This is a genomic window from Cupriavidus basilensis OR16 (genome assembly GCF_000243095.1).
GTDB lineage: Bacteria > Pseudomonadota > Gammaproteobacteria > Burkholderiales > Burkholderiaceae > Cupriavidus > Cupriavidus basilensis_D.
The window spans coordinates 109,449-126,054 of record NZ_AHJE01000022.1 but is presented as its reverse complement, the minus strand read 5'-3'; the positions used below and the strand labels follow the sequence as shown (position 1 = coordinate 126,054).

The following is a 16,606-nucleotide window of genomic DNA, read 5'->3' as shown; positions in this document are numbered from 1 at the left end:
TGCCGGAAATCTGCGGAGCTATCCGCGAATGATCAGCCTTCAGCCGTTTCGTCCACGCGGAAATTCACGGCGCGGGCCGGCACGACAGTGGAAATTGCATGCTTGTAGACCATCTGCGTCACGGTGTTGCGCAACAGGACGACGTACTGGTCGAACGACTCGATATTGCCTTGCAGCTTGATGCCATTGACGAGGTAGATTGAAACCGGTACGTGCTCTTTGCGCAGCGCGTTCAGGAACGGGTCTTGTAGCAATTGCCCTTTGTTGCTCATGGCACACTCCAAATTTATAGATTTAGTGATAGATGATGGGGACGGTAATCCCCGATTCAAGTCAAACGGCGCAAACCGCGCCAAAAAAAGATCAAAACGGTACCAAGCTAGCATCGCCTCGCAGGGAAGCCCCTGCTACCGTGAATTTAGCCTCAGTTCCAAACGAACGCAAACGAAACTTGCCCGCCTGGACTCCCGCTGCCTGACTCAATCCTTCGAGTCCGCATATGGGTTTTTGTTCGTACGAAATTCGATGCGAAGCGGTGTGCCCTTCAGTTTGAAAGCCGAGCGGAAACGGTTTTCGAGATAGCGCCGATAGGTGTCGGCGATGCCGGAAAGCGAATTGCCGTGCACGATGATGATGGGCGGATTGGAGCCGCCCTGGTGCGCGTAGCGCAGCTTGGGCCGGGTGGCGCCGACACGCCGCGGCTGCTGGAACTCGACGGCTTCCTGCAGGATCCGCGTGAGCTGCGGCGTAGGCAGCTTGACCATCGCCGCAGCGTACGCGTCATCCACCGAGCGCAGCAGCGCGCTGATGCCCGTGCGCTGTTGCGCGGACACAAAGTGGAAGTTGGCGAAGTCCAGGAACTGCAGCTTGCGCTCCAGATCATGCTTGATGCGGTCGCGGCTGTGGCCGTCGAGGCCGTCCCACTTGTTGACGCCGACCACCAGCGCGCGCCCGGATTCCACAATGAAGCCCGCGATGTGCGCATCCTGCTCCGACACGTCCTGCTGCGCATCGAGCAGCAGCACCACGACGTTCGCATCGGCGATCGATTGCAGCGTCTTGACCACCGAGAACTTCTCGATTGCCTCGAACACCTTGCCGCGCTTGCGCAGGCCGGCCGTGTCGATCAACGTGTAGGGCTTGCCGCCGCGCTCGAACTCCACGTAGATGGCGTCGCGCGTGGTACCGGGCATGTCGAACGCGATCACGCGCTCTTCACCGATCAGGGTGTTGACCAGGGTGGACTTGCCCACGTTGGGCCGGCCCACGATGGCGATCTTGACGCCGCGCTGGTCGCCCTCGTCTTCCTCGGCGAGTTCCGGGCGTTCCTTCACCGCCAGCTCGAGCGCCTCGTCGACGAGCTCGCGCACACCGTCGCCGTGAGTCGACGAAATGGCATAGGGGTCGCCCATGCCCAGCTCGTAGAACTCCGACACCACGTTGGTGTACTTCATGCCCTCGGCCTTGTTCACGGCCAGCATGACGCGGCGCCCGGTCTTGCGCAGGTAATCGGCGATCACCCGGTCCTGGGGCGCCAGCCCGAGGCGGCCGTCGACGAGGAAGATCACCACGTCGGCCTCGACCACGGCCTGGCGGGTCTGCTTGGCCATCTCGGCAACGATGCCTTCCTTGGCCACCGGCTCGAAGCCGCCGGTGTCGATGGCGATGAACGGACGTTCACCGATGCGGCCTTCGCCATAGTGGCGATCGCGCGTGAGCCCGGGCAGATCGGCGACAAGCGCGTCGCGCGACCGGGTCATGCGGTTGAATAGCGTCGACTTGCCCACATTGGGACGGCCGACCAGAGCGATAACTGGTTTCATGCAATAAACGGAAATGGGGGCCGGCAGATGCCGCCCCCCAGGAACTCCGGAGTGATATGGGTCCGACGGCCGGGCGTCGCGCGCCTGGCCACTTTTCCTGTCGGGCGGCCGGGTTAGCGTTGCAACCCGACCTCGTTCACCTGCACGACCAGGAGGATCGTGCTACCGGACTGGCGCCACCCATGCCGACAGGTGCACGGGCAGTCGCCATGATGTTGACCGCCTCAGTCCGGCACGAAGCCGTAGAGGTTGCCGTCGCGCGTCTGCACCACCAGGGACGCACCCGCCACCACCGGCGCAGCGGTAATCTCGCTGCCATCGGTCTTCATGCGGGCCACGAACTGGCCGTCGTCGCGCGAGAGGAAGTGTACATTGCCTTCAAAATCGCCCATGACAACCGAGCGGCCCAGCGCCAGCGGCGCGCCCAGGCGACGATACAGGAGCTGGTCGTTCTTCCAGCGCTCCGTGCCGTTCTGGCGATCGAAAGCATGCACCACCGAGCGCTCGTCGCTGGCGTACAGCGAGCCGTCATCCTGAGCGGGGCCGGTCGGCGACGAGAAATCCTTGCCCCATTGCGGCTGGCCATTGGCAAGCTCCAGGCAGGCCACACGGCCCTGGAACGTGGTGGCGCAGACCTGGCGCCCGTTGACCATGGGCTGGCCCGTGACGTCGTTGAGCCGCTCGATCTCGGACACACCCTTGGGATAGGACACCGTGCTTTCCCAGCGCAGCACACCGTTGCCGGGAGCGAGCACGCCGAGCTTGCCACCGGGAAAGCCCATCACAATGCCGTCGCCGGCAAACACCATGCCCATCGACGCGCGCAGGTTGAGCGCGGTCTGCGAGCGCTGGTAGATCCAGCGGCGCTCGCCGGTCTGCGCATCCAGGCCAAGCACACGGGTGTCGGTCGTGCGCACGACCACCAGGCCGTTGCCGACCAGCGGCGCGGAGAGGACTTCGCCGTTGACCTGCTTCTTCCAGATCTGCTTGCCGCTGGCGTCAAAGGCAAAGACCGCGCCCTTCTCGCCAGCCACCGCCGTGACGGTGCCGTCGCTGCCCGGGCCGGTGGTCAGGTCCGTATCGGTCTTGGCTTCCCACAACGTACGGCCGGTGCCGCCATCGAACGCCAGCACCTTGCCACCGTTCGAAGAGGCATAAACCGTGCTGCCGGAGACGCCCGGCTGCAGCGAGTACGGGCCGCTCTTGCCGACGCTGGCCTTCCAGGCCTGGCGCACCGACAGCGTCTGGGTGATCGGCTTGAGTTCGACCGGCGTGCGCTTGTCAGCCTTGCTGAACAGCGAGCAGCCGCCCAGGCTGGCGACGCTGGCCGCACAAGCGGCGGCCACCACCAGGCCGCGGACAAATTTGCCGTGTTGCTGGTTCTGGGCCGTGCCGGAAAACAATGACTTCATGAGGTTCCGATCCTGATTTAAGTTGAGGCGCAAGAGTGCGGGCATGCGGGGCATGCATGGCATGCGAATCCCGCGGGCCTGCCAGCGAGCCGGGCCAACCGCCTTCAGGCGGTGCCCAGCGCGTCAAGCTTGAACTGAATGATCTGGCGCATGGCCGCGTCGTTGGCGCTCAGCTTGTCGAGCGCCTTCTGGTAGGCCGAGCGGGCTTCCGCGCGCTTTTCCTGCGCGGCCAGCAAATCGCCGCGGCGGTCCGCATACAGCGCCACGAACGGTGCCGGCGGCTCGTCCTTGAGCAATGCCAGGCCTTGCTCGTAGGCCTTTTCGTCAAGCAGCACGCCGGCCAGGCGCACGCGTGCGAGGTGAGCATACTCGCCTTCGCCATGGTCGATCGCCCATTGCAACTGAGTCTTCGTAGCGGCCAGGTCGCCTGCATCGTACAGCACCTTGGCCGACACCAGCGCGGTCATGGGGCCATAGGCCGTCTTGCCGAACTTGTCCTCGAGGTCGCCCGCAGCGCGCTTGATGCGCTCGACATCGCGGCTCTCGGCGGCCTTGACCACCTGTTCGTACAGCAGCGCCGCTTCTCCGGCCTGCTTGCGCTGCCAGTAGTTCCAGCCGCTCCAGGCAGCGAAAACCAGCAAGCCGGCGATCAGGGCCCAGGTCACGGTATTGCCGTACTGGCGCCACCAGGCCTTGAGGCTCTCAAGCTGTTCCTGTTCTTCTAGATCGTAAGCCATGTCGAGGGATCCACCCGCGTTTGTTTGTCTGAAGGACCGCGCTCTTGCGGTCCCTGGTTCCGGTGCTGCCGGCGTACCTGCCTGCGTACCTGCCTGATTACTCGCTGGCGCCAACCATGGCGTCGATGATGTGGTCAACCAGCTTTTCAGCCGCCACCGTCACCTGCGCGCCACCGCCTTCGCCCTGGGTGCCCTGGCGCAGGTCCTTGACCTGTGCCGTGCCCGCCACGACTTCGTCCTCGCCAATGATAACGGCATAGGCCGCGCCGCTACCGTCGGCGCGCTTCATCTGCGACTTGAAGCTGCCGCTCTTGCCGTCCGGCGTGGCATGCAGCAGCACATCGAGGCCCGCATCGCGCAGGCGCTCGGCAATCATCATGGCCTGCTGGCCGGCTGCTTCGCCCTGGTGGACGAGGTACACGTCGGCGCCTTCGGCCTGCGGCACGAGATTCTCCTCGCGCAGCAATTCGATGATGCGCTCGATGCCCATCGCCCAGCCGCAAGCCGGTGCCGCCTTGCCGCCCATCCGCGCGATCAGCGGATCATAGCGGCCGCCCCCGGCGATGGTGCCTTGCGCGCCGAGCTTGTCAGTGATCCACTCGAACACGGTCAGGTTGTAATAGTCCAGCCCGCGCACCAGGCGCGGATTGATCTTGAACGGGATGTTGTTGGCCTTGAGCAGACGCTGCACGCCGTCGAAGTGAGCCAACGACTCCGCTCCCAGGAAGTCGATCAGCTTGGGCGCGTTGCTTGCCATTTCCTGCAACGCGGGATTCTTGGTATCCAGCACGCGCAGCGGGTTGGTGTACAGGCGGCGCTGGCTGTCTTCATCAAGAATGTCCTGGAAGCCCTCCAGGTACTTGATCAGTTCTTCGCGGTGCGCGGCGCGCTCTTCCGCCTGGCCCAGCGAATTGAGTTCGAGGCGCACGCCGACCAGGCCGAGGTCGTCCCACAGGCGCTGGCACATCATGATGATCTCTGCGTCCACGTCCGGGCCGGCAAAGCCGAGGGCCTCGGCGCCGAGCTGGTGGAACTGGCGATAGCGCCCGCGCTGGGGACGCTCGTGGCGGAACATCGGGCCGGTGTACCACAGGCGCTTGGGGCCGTCGTACAGCAGGTTGTGCTCGATGGTGGCGCGCACCGCGGCCGCCGTGCCCTCGGGGCGCAGCGTCAGTTGCTCGCCGTTGAGCGCGTCGGTGAAGGAATACATTTCCTTCTCGACGATGTCGGTCACTTCGCCGATGCCGCGCACGAACAGTTGCGTGTGCTCGACGATGGGCGTGCGGACCTGCTGATAGCCGTAGGCGCGCAGCATCGCGCGCGAGGCATTCTCGAAATGCTCCCACAGCGGCGCATCGGCGGGCAGCATGTCGTTCATGCCCTTGACGCCCTGCAGTGCTTTCATCGCCTTGCTCTTGCTCTCTGCCTTGCTGTCGGCAGCCTTGGCGCCATCGCTGGCGGCCGCCGGATTCACGGGTTGGTTCATTGTCTCTTGTCTTTCCCTGTGGCGCCTGGCCGCAATGGCTCAGGCTGCCACCTCATTGCTGGCGCTCCCGGCCTTGTTGCCGTAGCGGGTGCGCACATAGTCATCCACAATCGCCTGGAATTCCTCGGCGATGCGATCGCCGCGCAGCGTCTTGACCTTGACGCCGTCGACAAACACCGGCGCCGCCGGCGATTCGCCCGAACCTGGCAGCGAGATGCCGATGTTGGCATGCTTGCTTTCGCCTGGCCCGTTCACGATGCAGCCCATCACGGCCACGTCCATTTCCCATCACGGCCACGTCCATTTCTTCCACGCCGGGGTAGGCGGTCTTCCAGGTCGGCATCTGCTCGCGCAGGTAGCTCTGGATGCTCGACGCCAGTTCCTGGAAGGTCGTGCTGGTGGTACGGCCGCAGCCCGGGCAGGCAATCACCATCGGGGTGAAGTTGCGCAGGCCCATGGTCTGCAGGATCTCCTGCCCCACATAGACCTCCTTCTCGCGCGCGGCGCCGGGCTCCGGCGTCAGCGAGATGCGGATCGTGTCGCCGATGCCTTCCTGGAGCAGCACCGACAGCGCGGCGGTAGAGGCCACAATGCCCTTGCTGCCCATGCCGGCCTCCGTCAGCCCGAGGTGCAGCGCGTAGTCGCAGCGCTTGGTCAGCTCGCGGTACACCGCGATCAGTTCCTGCACTTGCGAGACCTTGCACGACAGGATGATCTGGTCGCCCGAGAGGCCGATTTCCTCGGCCTTCTTCGCTGACTCGATGGCGGAGGTGATCAGCGCCTCCACCATCACGTTCTGCGCCGGCCACGGCTCCGCGCGCAGGGCGTTTTCGTCCATGATGCGCGCCAGCAGCGACTGGTCCAGGCTGCCCCAGTTCACGCCGATGCGCACCGGCTTGTCATAGCGGCAGGCCATCTCGATCATCTGCGCGAATTGCGTGTCGCGCTTGGCGCCCTGCCCCACGTTGCCGGGGTTGATGCGGTACTTCGACAGCGCCTGGGCGCAGTCTGGATAATCGTGCAGCAGCTTATGGCCGTTATAGTGGAAATCGCCCACCAGCGGCACGTTCACGCCCATGCGGTCGAGTTGCTCGCGCAGGGCGGGCACGGCCGCCGCGGCTTCCGGCGTGTTGACCGTAATGCGCACGATCTCGGAGCCGGCACGCGCCAGTTCCTTGACCTGGATCGCGGTGCCGATGGCGTCCACCGTGTCGGTGTTCGTCATCGACTGCACGCGCACGGGGGCGTCACCACCGATGGTGACCACGTTGTCGCCCCACACCACGCGCGCCTGGCGCGTCTTGCGGCGGGGCAACGGGCCGGGCAGCACCGGCATACAAGCCTGTTGGTTCATAGCATTACCACCTTGCAATGCGGCGTCGCGCATGGCTGGAGAAACAATGTTCAGGGCAGCGTCAGGCGCGCCACATTATTGCGGTTGGCCGCCCGCAGGTCGACCGGCGTGCCGTTGCGCGTCAGCGACTCGACGCCCTTGACGTTGCCGATCACGATTTTGTACGGCGGCGTGCCGCCACCGCTCAGATCCTGGCCGGCGCGCGCGGTACCGCCGAGCACAACCTTGCCACTACGGTCGCGGATCTCGTACCAGGTATCCGAGGCAAAACGGATACGTAGTTCGCCCGTGCCCGCAGCCGCCACAGGCACTGGCACCGACGCAGCCATGGTGGCCGGAACCGGCGCGGCCGCCACGGCGGGTGCAGCGGATGCAGCGGGCGCTACCGCCTCCACCGCCGCCGGGCCGCTGGCAGGCAACGCCTCGGAAGGCGCGGGGGCGTCGGACGAAGCCATCACGGGCGGCAGCGCCGCCGTGACGGTACCAGGCTCTGCGCCCTGCACCGTGGCTTGTGTCACCGCAGGCGCCGTGAGGGTTTCCTTGCGCGCCTCGATCCATTGCTTGAAATGGTCCAGCCCGAACAAGGCCCCGCCGCCGATGCCGGCGACCACCAGGGCCAGCCAGATCCACCGGCCACCGGAGCCGCCGGAGCCAAAGCGGTTACGATCGTCGAAGCTCTCGTTCAGGCCGCCTTCGCGGCGCATGCCGATTTCCACCACCGGCACGGCCTGCGCGTGGAATCGCGCCAGCAAGGCATCGATGTCGATCTGGAGCATGCGCGCGTAGGCGCGCATCACGCCCTTGGCAAAGGTCACGTCGGGCAGTGCCGCGACGTCACCCTGCTCGATGGCGGCCAGCTTGTGCGAGGCGACCTTCAGCCGCGCGCTGACATCGTCCAGCGAGAAACGCTGATCCTTGCGCCCTTGCGCCAGGCGCTCGCCAATCTCGCGCGCCACCGCCTCGCGCCCGGCATCCGCGGGGCTACCGCCCGCATGACCCGTCGCCGCAGTCTGGCCTTCGGCGCGCTCGTGCTCACTCATCCCATGCTCCTTGTTCGTATGCGGTCAACTCACGCGAATCGGGGAAACGGCTGCGCAACTGTGCCACCAGGGCATTCTGCGCGGCGACGTCGCCCTGACGGCGGGCAATGCGCGCACCCAGCCAGAGGGATTGCGCGCTGACGAAATTGCTGCTGTTGATGCGGCCGACATACTGCTGGGCCCGCTGGTAGTCCCCGCGCCGGTAATACAGCAGCGCCAGGTTGTTGTTTGCTACCGGGTTGTTGCGATCGAAGCGCAACGCGCCGAACAAGCTCTTCTCGGCTGCCTCGCTGTCGCCATTGCGCAGCTGGCAGGCGCCAAGGCTCGTCAGGGCCTTGCCCGGCCCATTGGCGGAGGGCGCGTTGACCGCGCGCTCGAGGTAAGGCACGGCCTCCGCATAGCGCCCGTTCACGCACAGGAACCAGCCGAAGTTGTTCAGCACGTCGCCGTCGTTGGCGCGCATGGCCAGCGCACTGCGAAAGCTCTCTTCGGCAAGCGCCCGCTCATTCATGTTCATGTAGACCAGCGCACGGATATGGTACGCATCGACCAGCGCCGGATCGATCGCGATCGCCTGCTTGGCCTCGTCCAGCGCGACGCTGTACTGGCCAGCCTCCAGGTAGCTGGTCGCCAGCTGGAGACGGATCGTGGCACGCCGGCTGACGTCGGTCTGGTCCGATGCCGTCTGCAATTCGGGCTTGAGCGGCGGCGGCAACTGGCACGCGGACAGCAGCACCAGCCCCATCAGGACCGCAACGATCAGACGGGTCATGCAGGCCGGGCCTCTTGCGGCTGGCCGGCCGCGGGCGCCGCCACGATCGGCGTGATCTTGCCGAACTTGCCGCGCTGGGCCAGCCGGGTGCGGTCCTTGACCTCACCCGCCAGCTGGCCACAGGCTGCGTCGATATCGTCGCCGCGCGTCTTGCGGATGGTGGTGACGATGCCGGCATCCATCAGGACCTGGGCGAAGCGGCGGATCTGCTCGTTGTTCGAGCGCTTGAGACCCGACTCCGGGAAGGGGTTGAACGGGATCAGGTTGAACTTGCAAGGCACGTCGGCCACAAGCTTCAGCAGTTCCCGCGCATGCTCGACGCCGTCGTTGACGCCATCCAGCATGCAGTATTCGAAAGTGATGAAATCGCGCGGGGCGAATTCCAGGTAACGACGGCAAGCCGCCATCAGCTCGGCAAGAGGGTACTTCTTGTTGAGCGGCACCAGCATGTCGCGCAACGGATCGTTAGACGCGTGCAGCGATACCGCCAACGCCACAGGCAAATCCTTGGCCAGGCGGTCCATCATCGGCACCACGCCGGACGTGGACAGTGTCACGCGCCGGCGCGACAGCCCGTAGGCATGGTCGTCCAGCATCAGGCGCATGGCCGGCACAACCTGGTCATAGTTGAGCAGCGGCTCGCCCATGCCCATCATCACCACATTGGAGATGACGCGGTCGTCCTTGGCACCACGGCCTAGTTGGGCACGCATGGCAAACTCGGCCATCCACAGCTGGCCGATGATCTCGCCAGTGGACAGGTTGCGCGAGAAACCTTGCTTGCCGGTCGAGCAGAACCGGCAATTGACGGCGCACCCCGCCTGCGAAGACACGCACAGCGTGCCGCGCGTCTCCTCAGGGATGTACACCGTCTCCACCGCATCGCCGGCGCCAACGTCAAGCAGCCACTTGCGCGTGCCGTCGGCCGACAGGTTGTCGGTGATGACGGCAGGCGAACGGATCTCGGCGCGCGTGGCGAGCTTTTCGCGCAGCGACTTGGCGAGATCCGACATGGCATCGAAACGGCTGGCGCCGAACTGGTGAATCCAGCGCTGCAGCTGCCGCGCACGAAACGGCTTCTCGCCGAGCTCTCCACAATAAGCGGTGAGCGCGTCCGCATCCAGGTCGAGCAGGTTGACGAGAGTGTTCATGACGGCAGTATCAACTTCTAAATCAGTCTAGTCTTGAGGAATAGACCAGACAATCAGCGGCTGTAAACGTTCATGCCGGGGAAGAAGAAAGCGATTTCGACGGCAGCGGTTTCTGCTGCGTCCGAGCCGTGAACGGCGTTGGCGTCGATGCTGTCAGCGAAGTCAGCGCGGATCGTGCCGGCTTCAGCCTTCTTCGGGTCGGTTGCGCCCATCAGGTCGCGATGCTTGGCGATGGCGTTTTCGCCTTCCAGGGCCTGGATGATGACCGGGCCGGAAACCATGAAGTCCACCAGGTCCTTGAAGAACGGGCGGGCAGCGTGCACTGCGTAGAATTGCTCGGCTTCGCCGCGCGACAGGTGAACCATCTTGGCAGCCACGATCTTCAGGCCGGCGGCCTCGAAACGAGCGTAAATCTGGCCGATGACATTCTTTGCCACGGCATCCGGCTTGATAATCGACAGGGTGCGTTCGATCGCCATAAAAACTCCGAAAAATGAAGGGGTTACAATTGGAATAAACGTGCAATTCTAGCACGAGACGGTTATGGTTTCGAGAATGCCCATGGCTGCCGGTCCCCGGGAGTCAGCCGAGGCATGGCGCACACCACAAAGATGCTTGAAAGCCACTTAGAATGGCATGCCGCGTGCAGGGAACGCACGAGGCCGATTGCGATCAAATCATCACTGACAGCGCGGATTTTGCGGAAAAGTGGCTGATACGTTCCCTCAACCCTTGCAATTCCCCTACTGCGATGCCACATTGGCGTTGTGCCCGCCTGGGTTACCCCGGCGCCTCACCGTTTTGAGACAGGAGTCACCATGGATAACAAGCTGAACACATACAGTTTCGGCAGCGGCACCGCGACGAGCGACGTCGTGGTGCGCAATCGGGTCATGCGCAACACCTACTGGTTGCTTGCGATTTCGATGATTCCCACCGTCATCGGTGCGTGGATCGGCGTCACCACGGGCTTCAGCCTGATGAAAGGCAGCCCCGGCCTGTCGATGATCCTGTTCCTGGGCATCGCGTTCGGCTTCTTCTATGCCATCGAGAAGACCAAGAACAGCAGCATGGGCGTGGTCCTGCTGCTGGCCTTCACCTTCTTCATGGGCCTGATGCTGTCGCGCCTGATCGGCTCGGTGCTGCAGTTCTCCAATGGCCCGGCGCTGATCATGTATGCCTTCGGCGGCACAGCGGCGGTGTTCGGCGCCATGGCCACCATTGCTACCGTCAGCAAGCGCGACTTCTCCGGGCTGAGCAAATTCCTGTTCGTCGGTGTGATCCTGCTGATACTGGCCAGTGTCGCCAACATCTGGCTGCAGCTGCCGTCGCTGATGATCACGGTTTCGGTGATCGCCATCGGCATCTTCTCCGCCTACATCCTCTTTGACGTCCAGCGCGTGCTGAACGGCGGCGAGACCAACTACATCACGGCCACGCTGGCGATCTACCTGGACGTGTACAACGTCTTTGCCAACCTGCTGGCGCTGCTGGGCATCTTCGGCGGCAACCGCGACTAAGGCGGGCGGCCCGGCCGCCCTGTCCCAGACGAAAAAGGCCAGCGCATCCGCGCTGGCCTTTTTCTTTGCCGAGGCCGCTCCACCAGCAAGCCGGCATCGCGCGCCAGCGTGGCCGGGTTGCAGGAGACGTAGACGATACGCTTGGGCAGCACGTCGCTGCCGGCCTGGGCCAGTTCGGCCAGCGCCTTGCTGACCGCCAATGCGCCTTCGCGCGGCGGGTCGACCAGCCAGCGGTCGAAACGGCCCAGCGCGGCAATGTCCGCGGCCCCCACCTCGAAGAGGTTGCGGCAGGCGAATTCGGTCTTGTGGTCCAGCCCGTTGATGGCCGCATTGGCCAGTGCCCGGGTGGTCAGGACCTCGCTGCCTTCGATGCCCATCACCGAGCGGCCGAGCGTGGCCAGCGGCAACGTGAAATTGCCGATGCCACAGAACAGGTCGAGCAGCCGGTCGTCCGGGCTGGCCTCCAGCAGGCGCAGCGCCCGCCCAATCAGCGCGCGGTTGATCTGGTGGTTGACCTGGGTAAAGTCGGTCGGCTTGAACGGCATGCGGATGTTGAATTCCGGCAGCGTATAGGCCAGCTCGCGGTCCCGCGGGTAGAACGGCGCCACCGTGTCCGGCCCCTTGGGCTGCAACCAGAACTGCACGCCATGCTGGTCCGCGAAGGCCCGCAGCAGCGCCTCGTCGGCTTCGGTCAGGGGCATCAGGATGCGCAACACCAGCGCCGTCACGTCCTGCCCCACGGCCAGCTCGACCTGCGGCAGGCGGTCGCGGATCGACAAGCCCGCGATGAGCCCGCGCAGCGGCACAAGCAGGGCGGATACGTGCGGCGGCAGCACTTTGCAACGGGTCATGTCGGCCACATAGCTGCTCTTGCGCTCATGGAAACCGACCAGCGCCATGCCCTTCTTTGCCATGTAACGCACCGAAAGGCGCGCCCGGTAGCGGTAACCCCAGTCCGGGCCGGCGATCGGGCGGAACACCACGTCCGGGCGCAGCTTCGACAGATGCCAGAGATCGTCTTCCAGCACGCGTTGCTTGATGGCCACTTGCGCGCGCGCGTCCAGGTGCTGCATCGAACAACCGCCGCAAACGCCAAAATACTCGCAGCCCGGCTTCACGCGCATCGACGAGGCTTTCTTGATCGTGCCCAGGTTTGCCTGCTCGAAACTGGCCTTGCGCTTGAAGCTGCTGTAGCTGACGGTCTCGCCCGGCAGCGCGCCCTCGACGAAGATCACCTTGCCCGGGCTGCCATCTTCATTGACCAGCCGGCCGACGCCGCGCGCCTCCATGTCGAGGCTGTGGATCTGCACGATGGGCAACTGCGCGGGCGCAGGCTTGACCGATGCGGGGACGGCCGGAGAGGCGGAAACGCCACCTTTTGGCGCGGAATGAGCTTGCGAAAGAGTCACGGCTTGAGACACCTGGGGAACCTGACGTATTGTTTTGTAAAAGCGCGATTGTAGTCCAGACGCACAGCCGGGCGGCTCCGCGGCAAACTCGGCGCAACGAGGACTGGGACAAGCGCGCCAGATAGGCGCAACATGGGTGCAGCACGCGCGTGGCACAGCCGGCACTGAGCACCGGCACCACGCGCCGCGGCAAACGAGCAGGGGGCGACATGGAACTGATTTCCTGGAATATCCAGTGGGGCCGTGGCGCCGACGGGCGCGTCGACCTGGCCCGCATGGTCAGGACGCTGCATGCCATCGCCGATGCCGATGTGCTGTGCCTGCAGGAGGTGACGCGCGGCTACTCCGACCTCGCGGGCGAACCTGGTCCCGACCAGGTGGCCGAGCTGGCGGCGCTGTTGCCCGGCTACCGGATCCTCTACGCCCCAGCGGTGGACCGTTTCGCCACGGACGGCTCGCCGCGCCAGTTCGGCAACCTCATCGCCACCCGCCTGCCCCTGTTCGAGGTATTTCGCCACGCCCTGCCCTGGCCGGCCGACCCGGCTGTCCCGTCGATGCCGCGCGTGGCGCTGGAAGCCACGGTGTTGGCGGGAGACCGGCGCCTGCGCGTGATCTGCACCCACCTGGAGTACTACTCGACGCACCAGCGCGCGGCCCAGACCGACGCATTGCGTGCCTGGCACCGCGAGGCCTGCGAGCACGCCAGCCAGCCCGGCTTGCGCGAGACCGCCGCTGGCCCGTTCACGCCGGAGGCACGGCCCGCTTCCGCCGTGCTATGCGGCGATTTCAACGGCGCCCCGGACGATATCGCTTACCTGCGCATGCTGGCGCCATACGACGGCTGCCACGAAACCGGCATCATAGGCTGGCACGATGCCTGGACGCATCGCCACCCCGGCAAGCCTCATGCACCAACTTGCGGCTTGTATGACAGGGACCAATGGCCGCAGGCGCCGTTTGCCTGCGATTTTGCCTTCCTGACGGAGGACCTGCTGCCGCGCGTGCTGTACTGCGAGGTGGATGGCGAAACACGGGCATCCGACCACCAGCCGATCTATCTTTCGCTGGCGGACGAATAAGGGCCTGTCATGGGATGTGGGATGCGCCTAGATTTCCGGTTCTTCGTCGTCATCGCCGCCGGCATACACCGGCTTGATGCGGAAGGACTGGAGATCGGCGAGCGACTCCTGCACGAATTCGATTTAGGTGTTGACGACGTCGGTCTCGCAGTAATCGCGGATCGCGGCCAGTTGGCCATCCTGGTAGGCCTGCCAGACCTTGCTGCCGTCCATCCCCATCTTGCCGGGAAAGCCGCATAGCTTGGCGAGGTCGTCCAGCGGCGCGCTGGCGCGGGGCTGGTACAGCGCCAGCAGGTCCATCAGGTCCAGGTGCCGCATGTGGTAACGGCTGATATAGTTGTTCCACTTGAACTCGCGGCTGTCGGATTCGCTGCCTTCGCCCATTTCCCAGTAGCGCGGCGCGACGATGCCATGCACCAGGCCGCGATAATGCAGCACGGGCAGGTCGAAGCCGCCGCCGTTCCACGACACCATCTGGGGCGAGTAGCGTGCCACCAGGTCATAGAACTTCTGGATCAGCACCGCCTCGCCGTCCTCTAGCGTGCCAAGCGAGCCCACGTGGAAGACCGGCGTGCCATCGCGCTGGTTACGGCGCAGCACGCAGGAGATAGCCGCGATGCGCTGCAGGTAGTGGGGTAGGAAATCGGTGCCGTTTTTCTCGCGGCGGGCCGCGAAAGCATGTTCGGCGACCTCGGCATCGGTCATGGAATCGGGATGGTCGTGCAGACGACGCAATCCATCGACATCGGGAATCGTCTCGATGTCGAATACCAGCACAGGTGTCATAGAACAGCGTCCTTGCGCACGCCTTGTGAAGCAAAATGGCGTTTGAGCTTGACCAGCGCCTCTTGCTGGATCTGGCGCACGCGCTCGCGCGTCAGCCCCATTTCCTCGGCAAGTTCTTCCAGCGTGGCGGGCTCGATATGATTAAGTCCGAAGCGGCGCTCGACAACATAGCGGTGCTTTTCGGACAAACGCGCCAACCATTGTTTCATCAGGTTTTCCAGCTCGCGGTGCGCGACCTCCTGGTCGGGTGCCGCGTTATGCTCGTCCGAGAGGAAATCAAGCAGGCTGGATCCGGGATCGAGATCGAATGGCGTGTCGAGCGAGGTGGTGTGCTCGTTGAGCGCGAGCACGTCTTGTATTTCGTCAGGCGTCTTGCCCAGCAGGTGGGCAATGTCTTCCAGGCTGGCATCGCGGCCGTCGGTGCCGCCCTTCTCCAGATGGCGCTTGGCGCGCAGCACCTGGTTGAGTTCGCGGATGACGTGGACCGGCAGGCGTACGGTGCGCGCCTGGTTCATGATGGCGCGCTCGATGCTCTGGCGGATCCACCATGTGGCGTAGGTCGAGAAACGGAAACCGCGGGAAGGATCGAATTTCTCGATGGCATGCATCAGGCCGAGATTGCCTTCCTCGATCAGGTCCAGCAGCGGTACGCCGCGATTGAGGTAGCCCTTGGCGATGCTGACCACCAGCCGCAGGTTGCGCTCGATCATGACCTGCCGCGCCGAGAAATCACCGCCCTTGGCCAGCGTGGAGAAATGCAACTCTTCGGGCGCGGACAGCAGTGGCTTGATGCTGATGCGGTTCAGGTAATGCTGGACGGTATCGGCTGCCAACTCGGTATGCAGCACGGTCCGGAAATCGTCGTGATCGGGCGCGGCGGGCTCGGCAGCGGCCTCACCCTCCTCTTCGTCCTCGGACTCGTCTTCGTCCTCGTCGCGAGCCTGGCGCTCGACTTCCTCGACCATCAGGTCGGCCTCGCGCAGGCCAACCGCCGTACCCGTGGTGATTGGCTCATCGGTCAGCGGAACCAGGTCTGCGGCCGGGTCCTGGCCGTAGGCCTCGGAATCGGCATCGGCTTGCGCCACGCCAGCGGACTGCTGCAACTCCGGCTGCTTGGGACGCCGAGCGCGGCTGGTGCTTCCGGTGGAGACAGTTTTCTGGCGTGGCATGAACCCTCACTGTGGCGGCAGATACCGCATCGGATCGACTGGTTTCCCGTTCTTGCGTACCTCGAAATGCAGCTTCACACGATCGGTGTCACTGTTGCCCATCTCTGCAATCTTCTGTCCCTTGCGGACCGTTGCCTGCTCCGTCACCAACACTTTGTCGTTGTGACCGTAAGCAGTGAGATATGTATCGTTGTGTTTGATGATGACAAGATTCCCGTAGCCGCGCAAGGGGCCAACGTGAATCACGCGGCCATCATCGGCTGCTTGCACCGAATCGCCCTTTTTACCGGCAATATCGATGCCCTTGTTGCCTTTTTCGTCGAAACGCCCAATCAACTGGCCGGTGACCGGCCATGCCAGCTTGACCGACCCGTCGGCGGCGGACGCGGAGGCGGCCGCCACGGGCGCGGAAGCCCCACCAGCCGTGGCTGTCGACGGCACTGGCGTGGCTACCGGGCGGGCCTGATCGATCGGCTGGCCCTGTACGCTGCCTGGCGCCACCGGCATGGTGGCCACGCCGGTGCCCGCGTTGACGTCGGCACCAGGAGGCGCCACGCGCAACAATTGGCCCACTTCGATCTGGTTGGCATTGGCCAGCGAATTCCAGGCCGCGACATCGCGATAGGACTGCCCGTTCTCGAGCGCGATTCGATAAAGCGTATCGCCTCGCTTGACGCGATAGTATCCAGGCGGCGCGGGCTCCAGCGGTACGACCCCGGCGACGCCGGCGCCGGAGGTGCGATCCACCACGGGCGCCGGCATGGGCGAGGAAGCGCAGGCGGCCAGCAAGGCCAGCAGCAGGGAGGCGGTAGCGAGCTGCCCGGCGCGGGCGAAACGTTCCGTGTTCACGATATTGTGCATAGTTCGA

At 64.6% G+C, this 16,606-nt stretch carries 14 protein-coding genes and 2 pseudogenes; 2 read left to right on the top strand and 14 right to left on the bottom strand.

Features of this window, described 5'->3' with window-relative positions; translation table 11 throughout:
* Positions 1-32: 32 nt before the first annotated feature.
* The 10 genes and pseudogenes from hfq to ndk all read right to left on the bottom strand — a co-directional run bounded on the left by hfq (position 33) and on the right by ndk (position 10,254).
* Complete coding sequence (gene hfq, locus OR16_RS09565) at positions 33-272, bottom strand: RNA chaperone Hfq (RefSeq protein ID WP_006157757.1); 240 nt, start codon at positions 270-272, stop codon at positions 33-35.
* A gap of 207 nt (positions 273-479) precedes the next feature.
* Complete coding sequence (der, locus tag OR16_RS09560) at positions 480-1,823, bottom strand: ribosome biogenesis GTPase Der (RefSeq protein ID WP_006157756.1); 1,344 nt, start codon at positions 1,821-1,823, stop codon at positions 480-482.
* Positions 1,824-2,047: 224 nt separating this feature from the next.
* Positions 2,048-3,235, bottom strand: a complete 1,188-nt coding sequence (gene bamB / locus OR16_RS09555; RefSeq protein ID WP_006157755.1) for an outer membrane protein assembly factor BamB — start codon at positions 3,233-3,235, stop codon at positions 2,048-2,050.
* 104 nt (positions 3,236-3,339) lie between these two features.
* Positions 3,340-3,972 (bottom strand): YfgM family protein, encoded by a 633-nt coding sequence (locus OR16_RS09550; protein WP_006157754.1) that lies wholly within the window; start codon positions 3,970-3,972, stop codon positions 3,340-3,342.
* 97 nt (positions 3,973-4,069) lie between these two features.
* Complete coding sequence (gene hisS / locus OR16_RS09545; RefSeq protein WP_085961282.1) at positions 4,070-5,377, bottom strand: histidine--tRNA ligase; 1,308 nt, start codon at positions 5,375-5,377, stop codon at positions 4,070-4,072.
* A 120-nt stretch (positions 5,378-5,497) separates the two neighbouring features.
* Positions 5,498-6,812, bottom strand: a pseudogene (gene ispG / locus OR16_RS09540) (flavodoxin-dependent (E)-4-hydroxy-3-methylbut-2-enyl-diphosphate synthase).
* A 50-nt stretch (positions 6,813-6,862) separates the two neighbouring features.
* Positions 6,863-7,852: a RodZ domain-containing protein gene (locus tag OR16_RS09535; RefSeq protein ID WP_006157750.1), complete on the bottom strand. Its 990-nt coding sequence runs from the start codon at positions 7,850-7,852 to the stop codon at positions 6,863-6,865.
* Entirely contained in the window at positions 7,845-8,624 is a 780-nt protein-coding gene (gene pilW / locus OR16_RS09530; protein WP_006157749.1) for a type IV pilus biogenesis/stability protein PilW, read from the bottom strand. Before pilW ends, OR16_RS09535 begins: the two co-directional genes overlap by 8 nt.
* Positions 8,621-9,775, bottom strand: a complete 1,155-nt coding sequence (rlmN, locus tag OR16_RS09525) for a 23S rRNA (adenine(2503)-C(2))-methyltransferase RlmN (protein WP_006157748.1) — start codon at positions 9,773-9,775, stop codon at positions 8,621-8,623. The genes pilW and rlmN overlap by 4 nt, the downstream gene beginning before the upstream one ends.
* Before the next feature lie 53 nt (positions 9,776-9,828).
* Positions 9,829-10,254 carry a nucleoside-diphosphate kinase gene (gene ndk / locus OR16_RS09520; RefSeq protein ID WP_006157747.1) on the bottom strand — a complete coding sequence of 142 codons (426 nt, stop codon included), beginning with the start codon at positions 10,252-10,254 and terminating at the stop codon, positions 9,829-9,831.
* Positions 10,255-10,593: 339 nt separating this feature from the next.
* On the opposite strand from ndk, the gene OR16_RS09515 reads away from it, so the two are divergent.
* Positions 10,594-11,295, top strand: a complete 702-nt coding sequence (locus OR16_RS09515; RefSeq protein WP_006157746.1) for a Bax inhibitor-1/YccA family protein — start codon at positions 10,594-10,596, stop codon at positions 11,293-11,295.
* Here OR16_RS09515 and rlmD read toward each other — a convergent pair.
* On the bottom strand, positions 11,292-12,716 hold the full coding sequence (gene rlmD, locus OR16_RS09510; protein WP_423739646.1) for a 23S rRNA (uracil(1939)-C(5))-methyltransferase RlmD: 1,425 nt from the start codon (positions 12,714-12,716) through the stop codon (positions 11,292-11,294). The genes OR16_RS09515 and rlmD overlap by 4 nt on opposite strands.
* Positions 12,717-12,913: 197 nt before the next feature.
* On the opposite strand from rlmD, the gene OR16_RS09505 reads away from it, so the two are divergent.
* Positions 12,914-13,783, top strand: coding sequence for an endonuclease/exonuclease/phosphatase family protein (locus OR16_RS09505; protein ID WP_006157744.1), 870 nt, complete (start codon positions 12,914-12,916; stop codon positions 13,781-13,783).
* Between the two features lie 126 nt (positions 13,784-13,909).
* Here the strand turns inward: OR16_RS09505 and OR16_RS09500 are convergent.
* The 3 genes and pseudogenes from OR16_RS09500 to OR16_RS09490 all read right to left on the bottom strand — a co-directional run.
* A pseudogene (locus tag OR16_RS09500) lies at positions 13,910-14,569 on the bottom strand (3'-5' exonuclease); the annotation flags it as partial.
* The gene (rpoS, locus tag OR16_RS09495) at positions 14,566-15,738 is read right to left on the bottom strand and encodes an RNA polymerase sigma factor RpoS (RefSeq protein WP_043419075.1); all 1,173 of its coding nucleotides are present in this window, start codon (positions 15,736-15,738) and stop codon (positions 14,566-14,568) included. The gene rpoS and the pseudogene OR16_RS09500, both read right to left, overlap by 4 nt.
* Positions 15,739-15,744: 6 nt before the next feature.
* Positions 15,745-16,599, bottom strand: coding sequence for a peptidoglycan DD-metalloendopeptidase family protein (locus OR16_RS09490; RefSeq protein WP_006157741.1), 855 nt, complete (start codon positions 16,597-16,599; stop codon positions 15,745-15,747).
* Positions 16,600-16,606 lie beyond the last annotated feature (7 nt).

What these genes read in the sequence shown, in the direction of transcription:
- OR16_RS09535 (WP_006157750.1), bottom strand. Translation starts at nt 7,852, where the DNA reads ATGAGTGAGCACGAGCGCGCCGAAGGCCAGACTGCGGCGACGGGTCAT.
- OR16_RS09515 (WP_006157746.1), top strand. Translation starts at nt 10,594, where the DNA reads ATGGATAACAAGCTGAACACATACAGTTTCGGCAGCGGCACCGCGACG.
- der (WP_006157756.1), bottom strand. Translation starts at nt 1,823, where the DNA reads ATGAAACCAGTTATCGCTCTGGTCGGCCGTCCCAATGTGGGCAAGTCG.
- OR16_RS09550 (WP_006157754.1), bottom strand. Translation starts at nt 3,972, where the DNA reads ATGGCTTACGATCTAGAAGAACAGGAACAGCTTGAGAGCCTCAAGGCC.
- ndk (WP_006157747.1), bottom strand. Translation starts at nt 10,254, where the DNA reads ATGGCGATCGAACGCACCCTGTCGATTATCAAGCCGGATGCCGTGGCA.
- hisS (WP_085961282.1), bottom strand. Translation starts at nt 5,377, where the DNA reads ATGAAAGCACTGCAGGGCGTCAAGGGCATGAACGACATGCTGCCCGCC.
- pilW (WP_006157749.1), bottom strand. Translation starts at nt 8,624, where the DNA reads ATGACCCGTCTGATCGTTGCGGTCCTGATGGGGCTGGTGCTGCTGTCC.
- rlmN (WP_006157748.1), bottom strand. Translation starts at nt 9,775, where the DNA reads ATGAACACTCTCGTCAACCTGCTCGACCTGGATGCGGACGCGCTCACC.
- OR16_RS09490 (WP_006157741.1), bottom strand. Translation starts at nt 16,599, where the DNA reads ATGCACAATATCGTGAACACGGAACGTTTCGCCCGCGCCGGGCAGCTC.
- rpoS (WP_043419075.1), bottom strand. Translation starts at nt 15,738, where the DNA reads ATGCCACGCCAGAAAACTGTCTCCACCGGAAGCACCAGCCGCGCTCGG.
- OR16_RS09505 (WP_006157744.1), top strand. Translation starts at nt 12,914, where the DNA reads ATGGAACTGATTTCCTGGAATATCCAGTGGGGCCGTGGCGCCGACGGG.
- hfq (WP_006157757.1), bottom strand. Translation starts at nt 272, where the DNA reads ATGAGCAACAAAGGGCAATTGCTACAAGACCCGTTCCTGAACGCGCTG.
- bamB (WP_006157755.1), bottom strand. Translation starts at nt 3,235, where the DNA reads ATGAAGTCATTGTTTTCCGGCACGGCCCAGAACCAGCAACACGGCAAA.